Genomic DNA, 15056 nt, shown 5'->3' on the forward strand with positions numbered 1-15056 from the left:
TTTTAAGGCAAAAGGGCGCGCGATCCTACGCAAGTCCTCTCGTACTGTCCAGTTAGGTAATACGGATCAGAGGCTTAGCGCCTGTTTACGATGTCATTGCACAACGAATGTTGTGGGAGTCTTCAACATTTGCAGGAGCCCCGGATGGGGCCAGTTACATGGGTGATGTGCTGCCAAGTTACTAGGCGTTACATCACCATGAGTAGCCCATAGGTTTCGTGGTCAACCTGCGTATTCATTCTTCTTGAAGTATTCCCGGTAAAGGTCGAGCAGGGCTTCCGGGTTATATATGCTCATGCCCAGGTCGTTCAGCAGACCGTCATTTATCCGATATGACCAACCGTGCACGGTTACATCCTGGCCGCGTGCCCAGGCATCCTGCACAACGGTGGTTTGGGTTGCATTGACAACCTGCTCCACGATATTCAGTTCGCACAGCATATCGGCGCGCATTTCTGGCGGAAATTTGTCCAGCCAGCGTGTATGTACGCGGCGGATATCCTGGATATGCCGCAGCCAATTGTCTGCCAGGCCAATGCGGGTATCGTTCAGCGCAGCCCTTACGCCACCGCAACCGTAGTGCCCGCAGACGATAATGTGTTTTACCTGCAGCACATCAACACCGAATTGCAGCGTCGACAGGCAGTTGAGATCAGAGTGGACGATTAGATTTGCTACGTTCCTATGAACAAAGACTTCCCCTGGTAGCAAGCCTATCAATTCGTTGGCGGGGACTCTGCTGTCGGCGCAGCCTATCCACATGTACTTTGGACTTTGCTGAAGCGACAGTTGCTCAAAGAAGTCGGGCTGCTGGGCTTTGATTTTTGCCGACCATTGCCGATTGTTGGCAAAGAGATGATCGAGTTTGTGGGTCATAGGCTGTCCTGCTGGTTATTCTGGTTCAGTCGAACTGACTGGAGCTTCGTAGCTGATTGTGGGTAGTGATACACGATACGGTTAGGGGCGATCTAGGGCATGCACAACAAGTGTTTCCAGTGATACGAGTTCAAGTACATCTTCATGGGTGGCTGCCAAGCGAATGGGTGCTGCGACACCCTTCATTAGCGCCTCTATCCATCGGCTGGCGCACAGACACCAGTAGTCACCCGGCACCAGCCCGCTGAGTCCATACTCCGGACGCGGTGTAACAAGGTCATTACCCCGTTCAACTGAGAAATCGAGAAAGGCTTGGGTTACTTGTACGCAGACAATGTGCCGGCCTGTATCCTCGGAACCGGTGTTGCAGCAGCCGTCACGAAAGAAGCCTGTGAGGGGCCGGGTGCTGCAACTGACCAGTGGTTGGCCAAGAACATTAATGGAGGCTTGCATGTGTGCGATCTGGGAATGCCAAAGCTTGAGATTATCCTCGTTGCCAAGCCTTTCGGCCAAGGACTCAAATGTATATCTATGTGTAAAATCACGGGCATAGTCCGCACGACCTTCTCCCTTTTGTATTTCGGAATACATCATGAATCACGCAGAATCGCTCGCTCAGTACCAATCCTTCAAGCAACAGGGGCTCAAGCTCGATATGTCCCGTGGCAAGCCAGCACCAGAACAACTCGACTTGGCATTGCCACTTCTTGGTGCTGTGGATGGATACAAAGCGGCTGATGGGACTGATACCCGTAACTATGGTGGGGCGGTTGGGTTGCCTGAAGCGCGTACATTGTTTGCCAGCATTCTTGATGTATCAGCTAGCCAAGTAGTGGTCGATGGAAATTCCAGCTTGGCGCTGATGCACGACAGTATTGTGTTTGGCTTGTTATATGGCGTGCCTGGTAGTGCCAAGCCCTGGGGACAGCAGGGTCAGATCACTTTCTTGTGTCCGGTGCCTGGATACGATCGCCACTTTGCCATCTGCGAAGCGCTGGGCATCAAGATGATCAATATCCCGATGGGTGAAACCGGCCCGGATATGGATTTGGTTGAAAAGCTGGTGGCTGAGGATGCGAGTATCAAGGGCATGTGGTGTGTGCCCAAATACAGTAACCCAGGTGGCGTAGTTTATTCAGATGAGGTGGTGGCGCGTTTGGCCTCAATGAAAGTTGCAGCCCCTGATTTCCGCATTTTTTGGGATGATGCTTATCGGGTACATCACCTGAGTCCAGATAGTCTGCAAGTCGCGAATCTGATCGATGCCTGCGCCAAGGCGGGTAATGCTGATCGTACCCTGGTGTTTGCGTCGACCAGTAAGATTACGCTGGCGGGTGCGGGCTTGGCTGCGTTGGCTTCTTCGCCTGCGAATATTGCAGCGTGGACCAAGGCGGTTTCCACTCGTACTATCGGTTCGGACAAGATCAATCAACTGCGCCATGTTCGTTTCTTGAAAGATAAGGCTGGCGTGGAAGCGCTGATGGAGAGACATAGCCAGATTCTCAAGCCGAAGTTTGATGTGGTCCTGGAGCAATTCGAGGCACTGTTGAGCGGTATTGATGGCGTGAGCTGGACCTATCCCAAGGGCGGCTACTTTATCGATTTACTCACGCCCCCGGGCAAAGCCAAGCGTACTGTGGAACTGGCCAAAGAGGCGGGTATCACATTGACACCTGCTGGCGCTGCTTTTCCGTATGGTAAAGACCCAAGCGACCAGCATATCCGTATTGCACCGAGCTTTCCTTCGCTTCCTGAAATTAAGGAAGCTGCGCGCGGCATTGCTTTGGCGCTGCGTGTAGCCAACGGGGAATAAGTGGGCCAGTAAAAATAAAGCCCTCTGAATATCAGGGGGGCTATTTTATTGTAAGTGTGGGGCAGCAAAAGGCAGCTAACTAGATGTTGCGAAGCTGAATAAGCTATTCGCATTGTGCAAGTCAAAAAACAATAAGCCCAATTTTGAAGTTGGGCTTATTTATTTGTACTCAAATGGGGTGGCTGATGGGACTCGAACCCACGACGACAGGAATCACAATCCTGGACTCTACCAACTGAGCTACAGCCACCACTGGTAATGAGATTTAGAAATTAACACTGCACGGGCCAAAGCGATTGTCGATTTGGCGCGCCCGACAGGAATCGAACCTGTAACCTACGGCTTAGAAGGCCGTTGCTCTATCCAGTTGAGCTACGGGCGCATCTTCAAATTGAACTGCCGGGAGAAAACTATGGTCGGGGCGGTGGGATTCGAACTCACGACCACCTGGTCCCAAACCAGGTGCGCTACCGGGCTGCGCTACGCCCCGACGAGCCAGCAATATTAGGGGGGTCTAGGTAGGCTGTCAAGCCTTTGCTTGGGATACTGAGTGAAAAATGAGAGAATTGGTTTCTTTGTATTCTGTTTGGAGCTGGGGTATGGGCGCGCAATTGCTTGATGGAAAAAAGATTTCTGCTGAAATCATCGCTGATGTGGGCGAAAAGGTAGCAGCGCGTCGTGCCAGTGGTCTTCGTGCGCCAGCTTTGGCTGTTGTGCTGGTGGGTGATGACCCAGCCTCGGCGGTTTATGTGCGTAATAAGAAGTTGGCGTGCGAGAAAGCAGGTTTTCGCTCGTTATCCTATGAGCTGCCAGCTACGTTGACCGAGCAGGATTTGCTGGCCTTGGTGCAGAAGTTGAATAACGATTCAGACGTCGATGGTATTTTGGTGCAGCTGCCATTACCGAAGCACATCAATGCTGAGCTGGTGATTGAGACGATTAATCCCCTTAAGGATGTGGATGGTTTCCATCCTTACAATTTTGGACGTCTGGCGTTGAAAATACCGCTCCTACGGCCGTGCACGCCACACGGAGTGATGGTGATGCTGGAGAAGACAGGCGTCGATCTAGTGGGTAAGGATGTAGTAGTGGTTGGTGCGTCGAATATCGTAGGCCGCCCAGCTGCGCTGGAGCTCTTATTGGCGCGTGCCACAGTCACGGTATGCCATAGCAAGACCCGGGATTTGGCCGATAAGGTACGGGCGGCAGATGTGGTAGTGGCAGGTGTGGGCATCCCGAATTTCGTCAAGGGTGACTGGGTCAAGCCGGGTGCAATCGTGATTGACGTGGGGATCAACCGGTTAGATGACGGCAAACTATGTGGTGATGTGGAGTTTGACGTTGCGCGTGAGCGCGCCAGTTGGATTACCCCGGTCCCCGGTGGGGTTGGGCCGATGACAATCGCTATGTTGATGCGTAATACTTTTGATGCTTGCTGCAAGCTGAATCCTTGAATTGAGATTTGACTGATGCTTTATCCATTGCTGCGCCCGCTGTTGTTTTCACTGGAACCAGAAAGAGCCCATAAACTGACTTTTGCTGGCCTGGAAGCTTTACACGCGTTAGGGTTTGCGACGGTGTTGGGAAGTCGCGAGGAAGAACTGCCTACGCAATGTATGGGTCTGCGCTTTCCTAATCCAGTGGGTGTGTCTGCAGGCCTGGATAAGAATGGTGAGCACATCGACGCATTGGGTGATCTCGGATTTGGATTTATAGAAATCGGTACGGTCACCCCGCGTCCCCAACCGGGTAACCCTCAGCCCCGGATGTTCCGGTTGCCGGGAGCCGAAGGCATCATTAATCGTCTCGGCTTCAATAATGGCGGTCTTGATGCGTTGGTGCGTAATGTAGAGGCGAGTCAGTACCGTGGTGTACTTGGTATCAACATCGGCAAGAACTTCGATACGCCGATCGAAAATGCCAATGACGACTACTTGGCTTGCTTGACCCGCGTTTATCCCTATGCCAGTTATATTGCGGTAAATATTTCATCACCCAATACCAAGAATCTCCGGCAGTTGCAGCAGAGTGATGAGCTCCAACGTTTGTTGTCAGCATTGAAGAATGAGCAGTCGCGGTTAGCTACGCAGCACGGCCGTTATGTGCCGTTAGCCTTGAAGATCGCACCAGATCTTGAATCGGACCAGGTCCTGGAAATTGCCCGTTTGCTGGTCGAATATCAGTTCGATGGTGTCATCGCTACCAACACGACCTTATCGCGCGTGGGGGTGGAGCATATTCGTCATGGTCAGGAAATGGGGGGGCTGTCTGGTACGCCGGTTCGGGCGAAATCCACATCGGTGATTCGTGCATTGGCGACAGCTTTGTCTGGGCGGGTGCCAATCATTGGCGTAGGGGGGATTCTTGACGGCAGCCATGCTGCTGAGAAGATTGAAGCTGGCGCTACTTTGATTCAGTTGTACAGCGGATTAATTTACCGTGGGCCAGTGCTGGTGGCTGAATCGATCCGAGCCATTGCCGAGCTGAAAAACTAAGCTTTCCTATGATGTCGGCCTCACTTGTAGCGCGTATCGACGCCATTCTGCCGCAGACCCAATGTACCCAGTGCGGTTACCCGGATTGCCATCGTTATGCAGAAGCATTGGCAGAAGGGCACGCGGATATAGACCAGTGTCCACCGGGTGGGGATGTTGGTATTGCTTTGTTGGCTCAGCTGCTGCAAAAACCGATCAAGCCGCTCAATCCAGTCCATGGGCAGCACAAACCCAGGACACTAGCGCTGATTGACGAATTGCACTGCATCGGTTGCACGCTTTGTATTCAGGCATGTCCGGTGGATGCCATTGTCGGCGCAGTCAAGCAGATGCACACTGTGATTGAGGCGGAATGCACAGGATGCGAGCTATGCTTACCTGCATGTCCAGTGGATTGCATTGAGTTGAAGCCAGCCGTAGTACCGGAACATTCCACGGAATTACAGACTGAAGCTAACCGTTGGCGGCGTCGGCACCAATTTCATTTGTTCCGTGTTGAGCGGGACAAGCGTGAACGAACGGAGCGGTTGGCTGCGAAAACGTTGGCAAAAAAGGCAGATTCGCAATTTGCTGCACCGGAAAGCCAGGCAAAGCTTGATGCTGCGCTTGCACGTCATACAGTGAAGTTGGCAGAACCCGCATCGGGTGTTGATGCAAAAGCGGCACGAATTGCAGAAATGATGGCGCGAGCAAAGCGCCTGAGGGAAGGGCAAGGGCCCTGAAGATAATCGATACTGGCTGCTTACCTATTCAGGTGAATAAAGCCGTTGTGCTGACCAAGGAGAAAGCATGGATTGGATTGGTAAAGCCGCCTACGCGATAGGCATTATCTTGTTCATTGTGTTTGTGAGGAAAGGACAGTTCGGTTTAGCCTTTGCGGTTATCTTTGTGATCGTAATTGCGGGTGTTTTTTCAATTTGGCGCTATATACAGGCTGCGCGTGAGCGTGAAGAGGAGCAGTGGAAGGTGGATGTCGCCATTCCGATGAAATTACGTAGCCCTAAAGACAAAACGCCTAATAAGCAGGGTAAGTAGTACCTGTTAGAACCTGCACGATCTGTCGTGAGCCGTTGTCAGCAGGGTACAGAGCAGCGGAGAAACCGGAATGTACTTGGGTACATGAGGCTGCGAACTTCTTAGTGCGAAGCACCGTAGCAGTTCGGCTACCCTCTTGCGGGGACTTTCGAGCAGAAAATAAGTCCTGATCACAGCTGCGTAGCAAGATTGTAAACAGGTTCTTAATGTACTTCGAGCAGCGCTCTGACAGCGACTCGAAGCAGTTCGTGAACATGTTTGGCCAGGTACTTGTGCAAACCTGGTCAACTTCTTATCAATGCAGTTTTCCTCAGACAGAGAACCGCTGTGCAACTTAACCATCGTCTTCACGACCGGATTCGTTATAAGACCTGGATCAAGTTGGTTCCTGTACGTGGCGAAAGCTTGTTGAGCCATATCGAAGACATTTCCAGCGATGGTCTTGGCGTAGAGCATGAGCGTCCATTGGTAGTCGACAGTGAATGCCACCTTTACTTTATGCTGCCATTGGCAGGTAAAGAGCACATCATTCAGGCGCGGTGCCGAGTGGCCAGCTGCCTTCCCGTTGAGGCAACGGGTCGCTACCATATCGGTCTTGCTTTCGAGAGTTTTGTCTCTGACCCACGTGAGACAGCGACGTTGATCGAAAATTTCATCCAGCACAATTTGCAACAGTCCGAATAATCCCAGGCCCCGCAGTGAACAAAGCCACCCGCCAAGAATTTTTCGAGCGCCTGCGTGCGCAAAACCCTGAACCACGTACCGAGTTGGAATACAGCAGTCCCTTTGAATTGCTTGTCGCGGTTGTCCTTTCCGCACAAGCCACTGATGTTGGCGTCAACAAGGCTACGCGCAAGCTCTATGCTGTCGCGAATACACCGGCTGCTATTTATGCATTGGGACAGGCTGGGTTGGAAAGCTATATCGCCACCATCGGCTTGTTTCGTAGTAAGGCCAGATATGTGATCGAGCTTTGTCGAATGCTGATGGAGCTGCACGATGGCGAGGTCCCCCAAACCCGTGAGGCGTTGGAAGCATTACCGGGTGTGGGACGAAAGACAGCCAATGTGGTGCTCAATACGGCTTTTGGACAACCGACCATGGCGGTAGATACCCATATCTTCCGTGTATCCAATCGTACGGGCCTTGCCCCAGGCAAAGATGTGCGTGCCGTGGAGGACAAATTGCTCAAGGTGATTCCCAAGGAGTTCATGCTCGATGCCCATCATTGGTTGATTCTGCACGGGCGTTATGTCTGCAAAGCCCGCAAGCCTGCCTGTCCTGATTGTGTAGTTCGGGATTTGTGCGAGTTTCGGGGTAAGACGGTATGAGCCGGATATCAACAGAGGGATGGTTGGCATCGGTACGGCGTGTGGAATCGCCCAATTGGGACGCCCGGCCTGATGGCTTAGTGCCGGATATGGTAGTGATTCATTCGATTTCGTTGCCTCCAGGCCAATTTGGCGGGGATGGTGTTGAGCGGCTTTTCACCAATTGCTGTGACCCAGCGGTACATGCTTGTTTTGAGGACTTGCAGCATGCTCGCCTTTCGGCACATTTTTTCGTGCGCCGCACAGGAGAGGTAATTCAGTTTGTATCGTGCAACGCGCGCGCCTGGCACGCGGGTGTATCGCGTTGGCAGGGGCGGGAGCGCTGCAATGATTTTTCTATTGGCATCGAATTGGAAGGCGGCGATGCGTGGCCCTATGAAGCTGCGCAGTACGCCAATTTGGATAAGCTGCTGAAAGCCATTCGTGCTCGCTACCCTATTCGCCATTTGGTAGGACATTGCCATATCGCACCTGATCGCAAAACCGATCCGGGCCCCTATTTTGATTGGTCGCGTTATCCGGATGCCGCCCCGGCTTAGAACCTTTCGAGGTCTCACGAGATAGTGCAAAACAAGGCGAGAACACCTTGGGGGGCGGGGTTTACAAGCGGTAAATGCGGTTTCCAAGGGCGTTTTCAACGCAGTCTTGCTGACGAATAGCAGACTAGTGGACGGATTCAAGAGGCTGTTTACTAACTGTTGCGAGCAGCACATAAGCCCTGATCGTGGCTGCGCAGTAAGATCGTGAAAAGGTTCTAAGGGTTTGTCTTATCTACACCCATCCCCTTTTGCAGCGCACCATCTTGGTGTAGCAAGAAGACTATAATCCGCAGCCATGCCTCAAACTGGTTTACGAAAGCATTAAGCAATGCATGCCAGCCCAAATCAGAACGATCCGAAAAAGCTTGCCGGATTAACCCTTGCCGCGCTTGGTGTCGTTTATGGCGACATTGGTACCAGCCCGTTGTATGCCATGGCGGCGTGCTTCAATCCTGAGCGAGGTCTTACGGCTACTCCGGATAATGTCCTGGGTATTCTGTCCTTGATTACCTGGGCATTGTTATTGGTTATCTCGCTGAAGTATGTGCTGTTCATGCTTCGTGCCGACAACAATGGTGAGGGGGGCATTTTGGCGCTGATGGCCTTGGCGCTGCGGAATGCACATCGCCAGCGCGGCCAGTTCTCTATCTTCATTTTGCTGGGTATCTCGGGTGCTGCGCTGTTTTATGGCGATGGCGCGCTGACACCGGCGATTTCTGTGCTATCGGCGGTAGAAGGTCTGAAGGTGATCGACCCTTCATTCGGTCGCTTCGTCATTCCGCTTACGCTGATCATCATTCTCGGTATCTTTGCGGTGCAAAAGCATGGTACCGGTGGGGTCGGCAAATTCTTCGGGCCTGTGGTGGTGCTGTGGTTCCTTAGTCTTGGCGCGCTGGGTGTAAACAGCATTGTTAACGATCCTTCTGTGTTGAAGGCATTGTCGCCCACCTATGCAGTGAGTTTCTTCCTTGCCCAACCGTTGATGGCCTTCTTGTCGTTGGGTTCTGTTGTACTGGTAGTGACAGGCGGAGAGGCGATTTACGCTGATATGGGTCATTTCGGGCGTAAACCCATTCAAATTGGTTGGTTTGCCTTGGTGCTGCCTGGGTTGCTGCTCAATTACTACGGCCAGGGTGCATTGATATTGCAGGACCCCAGCGCCGCTAACCATCCCTTCTTCTTGCTAGCACCAGAATCCTTAGTGCTGCCGCTGGTGATCTTGGCAACCGCGGCCACAGTGATTGCTTCGCAGGCGCTGATTTCCGGCGTGTTTTCGATTACCCGGCAGGCGGTGCAACTCGGTTATATGCCGCGTATGAGTATCGTCCACACTTCTGATAATGAGATCGGCCAGATCTATGTGCCCAGTGTGAATTGGGCGTTGTGTGTGGCGGTGCTGGTGCTGGTGCTCAGTTTCAAGACATCCGGCAACCTGGAAGCGGCTTATGGGTTTTCGATTTGCGGCATCATGGTGATGACAACGCTGACCGCATTTGTTGCCCTCAAGAAGCCGGGTAATCCTCGCAAAACCATGTTGGTGCGTCTGTTGCTGTGCGGTTTCATTACTATTGACTTAGCCTTGTTGGCTGCGAATATCCCCAAGATTCCAGAAGGTGGCTGGTTTCCAGTTGCCGTCGGGGTGGTGATGCTGCTCATGATGTTTACCTGGAAGCGTGGCCGCCGCGTGCTGTTCCATCGGATTCACGACGGTGAACTACCGCTTGAGATCTTTGTGCAAAGTATCGAGGCCAGCCCACCCTATCGGGTTGAGGGAACCGCTATCTTTATGACGGGTAGCATCGATACAACTCCGCACGCGCTTTTGCATAACCTGAAGCACAACAAAGTGCTGCACGAGCAAGTAGTGTTTCTTACTATCCAGTCGACAGATATCCCCAAGGTGGAAGAAAAGGACCGATTGAAGGTTGTACGGTTGTCCGATTCCTTTTGGCAGCTTATTGCAACATATGGGTTTACCGAGGACCCTGCCGTACCGGAGATATTGGCGCTGGCTGAGCGTGACCATGGCTTGGTCTGTGAAGAAATGACGACCTCTTTCTTCCTTTCGCGTGAGACCATCATCTGCGATAGAACATCCAAGATGCCTTGGGTGCAGCTGCGTTTGTTTGCCTGGATGCAGCGGAATGCTTCCCGCCCAACCGATTTCTACAAAATTCCGCCGAATCGGGTAGTAGAGATGGGGACCCAAGTTGAGATGTGATGCTTTACCGTACCGTCAAACAAAAAGCCGGATCAGATGATCCGGCTTTTTGTTTATATCTGTTGCCTAGAACCTGTTTACGATCGGTCGCGAGCAGTTTTCAGCAGGGTGCAGAGCAGCGCATAAGCCCTGATCACAGCTGCGCAGCAAGATCGTGGACAGGTTTCTAGCCCAGCAAAGCCAGCAATTTGTCGAATGCTTCATCGAACAGTTTGAGGCCATCGACTTGCAGTTGTACGGCCACCGCATCCATATCGATACCCAAACCGGCAAGTTTGGCAAGCGTCGCTTCGGCTTCTGCTACTCCTTGGGTGAGTTTAGCGGCTGCAGTGCCGTGGTCGCGGAAGGCGGCCAGTGTTGCATCAGGCAGCGTATTGACAGTATCAGGGCCAATCAACTCATCCACATACATGGTGTCGGGATACGCCGGGCTCTTGGTGCCGGTGCTGGCCCACAACAGGCGCTGGATATTGGCGCCTGCGGCACGCAGATCAGCGCACTCGCTGCTATTCCAGCGTTGCATCCAGTGGGCATAGGCTGTCCGCACCATGGCGATGGCAGCTTTGCCCTTGAGCAACAATGCATCGCCGCCGATGGCATCGAGCTTGCTGTCAACCAGCGTATCTACGCGAGAGAGGAACAGGCTGGCGACGGAACGGATCTGGCGGACATCACCACCCGCTGCGATGCGTTGACGCAAGCCGGCCACATAGGCATTGAAGACGGCATCGCAATGTGGTTTGCCAAACATCAGCGTAACGTTGACGTTGATACCTGCTGCGATGGCGGCCGTGAAAGCTGGCAGGCTTTCTGGTGTGGCAGGGATCTTGATCATCGCGTTAGGCCGGGCGATGGCGGCCCACAAACGTTTGGCTGCAGCTTCAGTGCCCACGGTGTCGCGTGCTAGGTGTGGCGATACTTCCAGGCTGACGTAACCATCTAGACCTTGTGAATCGGTGTAGGCCTTGGTGAACAGATCGCATGCTGCTTGTACGTCGGGTACGGCCAGTGCTTCGAAACGTTGTTCGGTTGTCAGATTCTGCGTTTTAAGCTTGGCCAAGTCGTCGGCATAACCTGCACCAGAGGAAATCGACTTCTGGAAGATGGCAGGGTTGGATGTCACACCTGCGAGTTCGTCTTCCTGAATCAGCTTTTGCAGCGGGCCGGTCAGCAGCTCGCGAGATAGATTATCCAACCAGATACGTTGGCCCAGTTGTTTGGTTTGCAGCAAGGGGTTCATGATCTTTCAACCACGTGAATCAGAGGAAAAGTCCATGGTAGGTGAGGGGGATGTAGCCTGGCAACTGGTGTAGCGGTATGCGCTGGACTACATCTTTAGTGATATCACGATTTGTGCTGCCAGCTGGCCCGGAGCGGCTATCTGGCAAATATCGCTTCCTCGACGTCCAATAACCGGTTGGCAGGGAAGATGATGGCGAAACAACTGCCAGTGCCTATCTCGCTCTTGATATCCAGTTTGGCCTGATGTCGTTGAGCAATATGTTTGACGATGGCAAGGCCAAGGCCGGTGCCCCCGGTGGTTCGGGAACGCCCACGGTCCACGCGATAAAACCGCTCGGTAAGGCGTGGGATGTGCTGCGCTTCTACCCCAAGACCGGTATCGGTAACAAAGAAAACCGGCTGGCTGTTATCCAGTTTCCAGCACAATTTTATCTGCCCGCCATCGGGTGTGTAGCGTATGGCATTGGATACCAGATTGCCAAACGCACTATGCAATTCATCGTAATTGCCGCGTACGCAAAGGTCGGTCTCCTGGCTGACTGAAATACTATGTCGTCCTTGTGACAAACCTTCGGCATCACTGGCGAGCTGTTGGAGCAAGGCAGTAGCGTCGACGCGTTCATCCCGCCCTTCCAGGCCATTTTCCAGCCGGGAGAGTGTCAGTAGATCCTCGACCAGACGTTGCATGCGCTGAGTCTGCTCGAACATTAATTTCAGCTGGGCATCGCGAGTTGCGCTATCCAAATCTGGCATGTCGAGCAGTGTTTCCAGGAATCCACCTACCACGGTAAGCGGTGTGCGCAGTTCGTGCGAGACGTTGGCCACAAAGTCGCGGTGTACAGTCTGGATGCGTTCTAGCTGAGTGATATCACGCGTCAGCAACAGTTTGCGGGTACTGTCGAATGGCACCAGCTGCAGGCTCAGAACAAAGTTGTTGCCCGCCACATGGCGCAGGATGATCGGCTGACTGTAGTCCTGGTTGAGCAGGTACTGTTGAAAGGCTGGTTGGCGGACCAGATAGGCGATGTGTTGGCCGAGATCTTTCGTGCGATCGAGCCCCAGATGTTCCATAGAACGGGGATTACACCATTCGATCCGGTCCTCCTCATCCAGAACAACCACACCTTCCGGCATAGCTTCACCCGCTGCGACAAATCGATCCAATGCAGCAGAAAGCATGCGCTGGTTTTTACCTTGCGCCCGTACCATGCGGTAAAGCTTGCTGTAGACAGCATCCCAACTGCCCATTGCCTCTGGCATGCTTTGGGGAGTGGGGTCATCCAGCCAACGACTGAGACGATGCAAATTGCGTAGGTGATAGATTAGCATCCCAGCCATGCCGGCCAGGATAATCAGGAACGTGACAGCCCAACCAAAGAATGGCTGGAACACCAGTCCGAGCAGGGCTATGCCTGCCAGGAGCAAGGCGGAGCGCCACAAAAGCATGGAAATCCTCCGTCAATCATGAGCTCATAGTGCCGAGAGGCGGTAGCCGGTACCACGCACTGTCTGAATCAGTGCATCGTGGCCGGTTGCTTCCAGCGCGGAACGCAGACGACGGATATGCACGTCGACAGTACGTTCTTCTACGAAGACGTGGTCTCCCCACACGTGGTCAAGCAATTGAGAACGTGAATGCACACGTTCGGGGTGAGTCATAAAGAAATGCAGCAGACGGAATTCGGTAGGCCCGAGGTCAAGCCGTATGCCATCCCCCGAGACACGGTGCGTAGCGGGGTCGAGCGCCAATCCTTTGATTTCGACCACGTCATCGGTTATCTGTGGGGCACGTCTACGTAGCACCGCTTTGATACGGGCCTGTAATTCCCGCGGGCTGAAGGGCTTGGTGATGTAATCATCCGCACCGGTTTCTAGTCCGATTACCTTGTCGCTTTCTTCAGAACGGGCCGTCAGCATGATGACGGGTACTTGGCGTGTACGTTCGTCAGCGCGTAGCTTCTTGGAGAATTCGATGCCGCTCATCCCTGGCAGCATCCAATCCAGGAGTACAAGGTCAGGCAGCGCGGTCTTGACCAGATGCATACCGGCTTCGGCAGAGTCGGCGCGTAATACATGGTGGCCGGCCTGCTGCAGATTAAATGCAATCAGTTCTTGAATCGCGGGTTCATCTTCGACAAGCAGAATATTGGCTGGCATGACGGTAGGCCTTTGGGCTAAGTGATCGCAAACGGGTAAAAGATAGGCGGTTTGCTGTTCTTTATTGCGAGCTTAAGTACTCAGCATGACCGAAATATTACAAGTCTGCTTAATTCTCAGTTCAATGCTGTATAGCGGTTGATTTGTTCGTAGCCTAAACCCTTCGGTGCAAGCTCACGGTATGATGTCGGTTATAACCATTTGATTAATCTGCTATGGCCGGACTGAGCCCTGATACCCCTATTCCTGTCGGAATCACACTACACAGCGTAAGCCGCATGTTGGAAATTGTGTTCGACGATGAAGCGCAATTCACATTGCCATGTGAGTACCTGCGTGTCTTCAGCCCCTCTGCTGAAGTAAGAGGCCATGGTGGACCAATGAAGACGGTTCCGGGCAAACGAGATGTGAACATTATGGCTATCGAACCGATCGGTCATTACGCAGTCAAACTCATTTTTAGCGATGGTCATGACAGCGGACTGTTTGGTTGGGATACCTTGTACGCTTTGGGGCGCGATTACGCGACCAATTGGCAGGATTATCTGGATCGATTGGCTGTGGCTGGCTTAAGCCGCGATGCGGACTGACGAGAGTGATTAAGGTATGAACGAAAACACCACCCATTTTGGTTACAAGACAGTTGCTGAGTCGCAAAAATCCCAAAAGGTTGCCGAAGTGTTCCATTCGGTGGCCCAAAAATATGACGTCATGAATGACTTGATGTCTGCTGGCCTGCATCGGGTCTGGAAAGCGTTCACGATCGCCCAGAGCGGGGTACGGGAAGGCGCGAAGGTACTGGATATTGCCGGTGGAACAGGAGATTTATCCCTGGCGTTTGCCAAGCGGGCAGGGAAGACAGGCCAAGTCTGGTTGACTGATATTAATAGTTCCATGCTGACAGTGGGGCGGGACCGCCTGCTGGATAAAGGCTACATGCTGCCTGTCGCTCAGTGTGATGCAGAGCGACTGCCGTTTGCCAGCAACTACTTCGATTGCGTCAGCGTTGCATTTGGCCTGCGCAATATGACGCATAAGGATATTGCATTGTCCGAGATGCTGCGGGTGCTGAAGCCCGGTGGCCGCTTGCTGGTCTTGGAGTTCTCGAAGGTGACCAAGCCATTGGCGCCTATCTACGATTTCTATTCCTTTAATCTCTTACCGAAGATGGGCGAGCTGGTCGCCAATGATGCTGCAAGTTACCAGTATTTGGCGGAGTCTATCCGTATGCATCCAGGTCAGGAGGAGTTGGCACAGATGATGCGTGATGTTGGCTTTGATCGTGTTGATTACCATAACCTGACGGCAGGCGTAGTTGCCTTGCACAAGGGTTTCAAGATTTAGAAG

At 52.9% G+C, this 15056-nt stretch carries 16 protein-coding genes and 3 tRNA genes; 11 read left to right on the forward strand and 8 right to left on the reverse strand.

The annotated features are described in order from the left end of the window. Positions 1-222 precede the first annotated feature (222 nt). Positions 223-876, reverse strand: coding sequence for a carbonate dehydratase (gene can / locus ACUHMQ_RS06365; protein ID WP_445294614.1), 654 nt, complete (start codon positions 874-876; stop codon positions 223-225). An 81-nt stretch (positions 877-957) separates the two neighbouring features. Continuing rightward, on the reverse strand, positions 958-1329 hold the full coding sequence (locus tag ACUHMQ_RS06370; RefSeq protein WP_445294615.1) for a DUF2237 family protein: 372 nt from the start codon (positions 1327-1329) through the stop codon (positions 958-960). A 139-nt stretch (positions 1330-1468) separates the two neighbouring features. On the opposite strand from ACUHMQ_RS06370, the gene ACUHMQ_RS06375 reads away from it, so the two are divergent. Further along, positions 1469-2689, forward strand: a complete 1221-nt coding sequence (locus tag ACUHMQ_RS06375; RefSeq protein WP_445294616.1) for an aspartate aminotransferase type Ic — start codon at positions 1469-1471, stop codon at positions 2687-2689. Positions 2690-2863: 174 nt separating this feature from the next. On the opposite strand, the gene ACUHMQ_RS06380 is transcribed toward ACUHMQ_RS06375, so the two are convergent. From ACUHMQ_RS06380 to ACUHMQ_RS06390, 3 genes are all read right to left on the reverse strand, one after another. Then, positions 2864-2939, reverse strand: a tRNA-His gene (locus ACUHMQ_RS06380). A gap of 55 nt (positions 2940-2994) precedes the next feature. Beyond that, positions 2995-3071: transfer RNA gene (locus ACUHMQ_RS06385), tRNA-Arg, on the reverse strand. Positions 3072-3102: 31 nt separating this feature from the next. Next, a tRNA-Pro gene (locus ACUHMQ_RS06390) sits at positions 3103-3179 on the reverse strand. Positions 3180-3288: 109 nt separating this feature from the next. Between ACUHMQ_RS06390 and folD the strand changes: the two genes are divergently transcribed. The 8 genes from folD (at position 3289) to ACUHMQ_RS06430 (ending at position 10310) form a co-directional block, all read left to right on the forward strand. Continuing rightward, entirely contained in the window at positions 3289-4143 is an 855-nt protein-coding gene (gene folD / locus ACUHMQ_RS06395; RefSeq protein WP_445294617.1) for a bifunctional methylenetetrahydrofolate dehydrogenase/methenyltetrahydrofolate cyclohydrolase FolD, read from the forward strand. A gap of 15 nt (positions 4144-4158) precedes the next feature. Then, positions 4159-5184 carry a quinone-dependent dihydroorotate dehydrogenase gene (locus ACUHMQ_RS06400; protein ID WP_445294618.1) on the forward strand — a complete coding sequence of 342 codons (1026 nt, stop codon included), beginning with the start codon at positions 4159-4161 and terminating at the stop codon, positions 5182-5184. Positions 5185-5192: 8 nt separating this feature from the next. Continuing rightward, positions 5193-5906 carry an RnfABCDGE type electron transport complex subunit B gene (locus ACUHMQ_RS06405; protein ID WP_445294619.1) on the forward strand — a complete coding sequence of 238 codons (714 nt, stop codon included), beginning with the start codon at positions 5193-5195 and terminating at the stop codon, positions 5904-5906. A gap of 67 nt (positions 5907-5973) precedes the next feature. Continuing rightward, entirely contained in the window at positions 5974-6219 is a 246-nt protein-coding gene (locus ACUHMQ_RS06410) for a hypothetical protein (protein ID WP_445294620.1), read from the forward strand. Between the two features lie 327 nt (positions 6220-6546). Continuing rightward, a complete protein-coding gene (locus ACUHMQ_RS06415) occupies positions 6547-6903 on the forward strand; it encodes a PilZ domain-containing protein (RefSeq protein ID WP_445294621.1) in 357 nt (118 codons plus the stop codon). Between the two features lie 14 nt (positions 6904-6917). Next, positions 6918-7550 carry an endonuclease III gene (gene nth / locus ACUHMQ_RS06420; RefSeq protein WP_445294622.1) on the forward strand — a complete coding sequence of 211 codons (633 nt, stop codon included), beginning with the start codon at positions 6918-6920 and terminating at the stop codon, positions 7548-7550. Further along, positions 7547-8089, forward strand: coding sequence for a 1,6-anhydro-N-acetylmuramyl-L-alanine amidase AmpD (ampD, locus tag ACUHMQ_RS06425; RefSeq protein WP_445294623.1), 543 nt, complete (start codon positions 7547-7549; stop codon positions 8087-8089). Before nth ends, ampD begins: the two co-directional genes overlap by 4 nt. Before the next feature lie 328 nt (positions 8090-8417). Further along, positions 8418-10310, forward strand: coding sequence for a potassium transporter Kup (locus ACUHMQ_RS06430; protein WP_445294624.1), 1893 nt, complete (start codon positions 8418-8420; stop codon positions 10308-10310). A 166-nt stretch (positions 10311-10476) separates the two neighbouring features. Here the strand turns inward: ACUHMQ_RS06430 and tal are convergent, their stop codons facing one another. From tal to phoB, 3 genes are all read right to left on the reverse strand, one after another. Next, the gene (gene tal, locus ACUHMQ_RS06435) at positions 10477-11550 is read right to left on the reverse strand and encodes a transaldolase (protein WP_445294625.1); all 1074 of its coding nucleotides are present in this window, start codon (positions 11548-11550) and stop codon (positions 10477-10479) included. 137 nt (positions 11551-11687) lie between these two features. Continuing rightward, positions 11688-12998, reverse strand: a complete 1311-nt coding sequence (gene phoR / locus ACUHMQ_RS06440; RefSeq protein ID WP_445294626.1) for a phosphate regulon sensor histidine kinase PhoR — start codon at positions 12996-12998, stop codon at positions 11688-11690. 24 nt (positions 12999-13022) lie between these two features. Continuing rightward, complete coding sequence (gene phoB / locus ACUHMQ_RS06445; RefSeq protein WP_445294627.1) at positions 13023-13709, reverse strand: phosphate regulon transcriptional regulator PhoB; 687 nt, start codon at positions 13707-13709, stop codon at positions 13023-13025. Positions 13710-13924: 215 nt separating this feature from the next. Here phoB and ACUHMQ_RS06450 point away from each other — a divergent pair, with 215 nt between their 5' ends. Both ACUHMQ_RS06450 and ubiE read left to right on the forward strand, forming a co-directional pair. Further along, positions 13925-14299 (forward strand): gamma-butyrobetaine hydroxylase family protein, encoded by a 375-nt coding sequence (locus ACUHMQ_RS06450; RefSeq protein ID WP_445294628.1) that lies wholly within the window; start codon positions 13925-13927, stop codon positions 14297-14299. 16 nt (positions 14300-14315) lie between these two features. Further along, positions 14316-15053, forward strand: a complete 738-nt coding sequence (gene ubiE, locus ACUHMQ_RS06455) for a bifunctional demethylmenaquinone methyltransferase/2-methoxy-6-polyprenyl-1,4-benzoquinol methylase UbiE (protein ID WP_445294629.1) — start codon at positions 14316-14318, stop codon at positions 15051-15053. The last annotated feature ends 3 nt before the right edge of the window (positions 15054-15056 follow it).

This window comes from Chitinimonas violaceus, from assembly GCF_052601015.1.

What these genes read in the sequence shown, in the direction of transcription:
- can (WP_445294614.1), bottom strand. Translation starts at nt 876, where the DNA reads ATGACCCACAAACTCGATCATCTCTTTGCCAACAATCGGCAATGGTCG.
- ACUHMQ_RS06370 (WP_445294615.1), bottom strand. Translation starts at nt 1,329, where the DNA reads ATGCAAGCCTCCATTAATGTTCTTGGCCAACCACTGGTCAGTTGCAGC.
- ACUHMQ_RS06375 (WP_445294616.1), top strand. Translation starts at nt 1,469, where the DNA reads ATGAATCACGCAGAATCGCTCGCTCAGTACCAATCCTTCAAGCAACAG.
- folD (WP_445294617.1), top strand. Translation starts at nt 3,289, where the DNA reads ATGGGCGCGCAATTGCTTGATGGAAAAAAGATTTCTGCTGAAATCATC.
- ACUHMQ_RS06400 (WP_445294618.1), top strand. Translation starts at nt 4,159, where the DNA reads ATGCTTTATCCATTGCTGCGCCCGCTGTTGTTTTCACTGGAACCAGAA.
- ACUHMQ_RS06405 (WP_445294619.1), top strand. Translation starts at nt 5,193, where the DNA reads ATGATGTCGGCCTCACTTGTAGCGCGTATCGACGCCATTCTGCCGCAG.
- ACUHMQ_RS06410 (WP_445294620.1), top strand. Translation starts at nt 5,974, where the DNA reads ATGGATTGGATTGGTAAAGCCGCCTACGCGATAGGCATTATCTTGTTC.
- ampD (WP_445294623.1), top strand. Translation starts at nt 7,547, where the DNA reads ATGAGCCGGATATCAACAGAGGGATGGTTGGCATCGGTACGGCGTGTG.
- ACUHMQ_RS06430 (WP_445294624.1), top strand. Translation starts at nt 8,418, where the DNA reads ATGCATGCCAGCCCAAATCAGAACGATCCGAAAAAGCTTGCCGGATTA.
- tal (WP_445294625.1), bottom strand. Translation starts at nt 11,550, where the DNA reads ATGAACCCCTTGCTGCAAACCAAACAACTGGGCCAACGTATCTGGTTG.
- phoR (WP_445294626.1), bottom strand. Translation starts at nt 12,998, where the DNA reads ATGCTTTTGTGGCGCTCCGCCTTGCTCCTGGCAGGCATAGCCCTGCTC.
- phoB (WP_445294627.1), bottom strand. Translation starts at nt 13,709, where the DNA reads ATGCCAGCCAATATTCTGCTTGTCGAAGATGAACCCGCGATTCAAGAA.
- ACUHMQ_RS06450 (WP_445294628.1), top strand. Translation starts at nt 13,925, where the DNA reads ATGGCCGGACTGAGCCCTGATACCCCTATTCCTGTCGGAATCACACTA.
- ubiE (WP_445294629.1), top strand. Translation starts at nt 14,316, where the DNA reads ATGAACGAAAACACCACCCATTTTGGTTACAAGACAGTTGCTGAGTCG.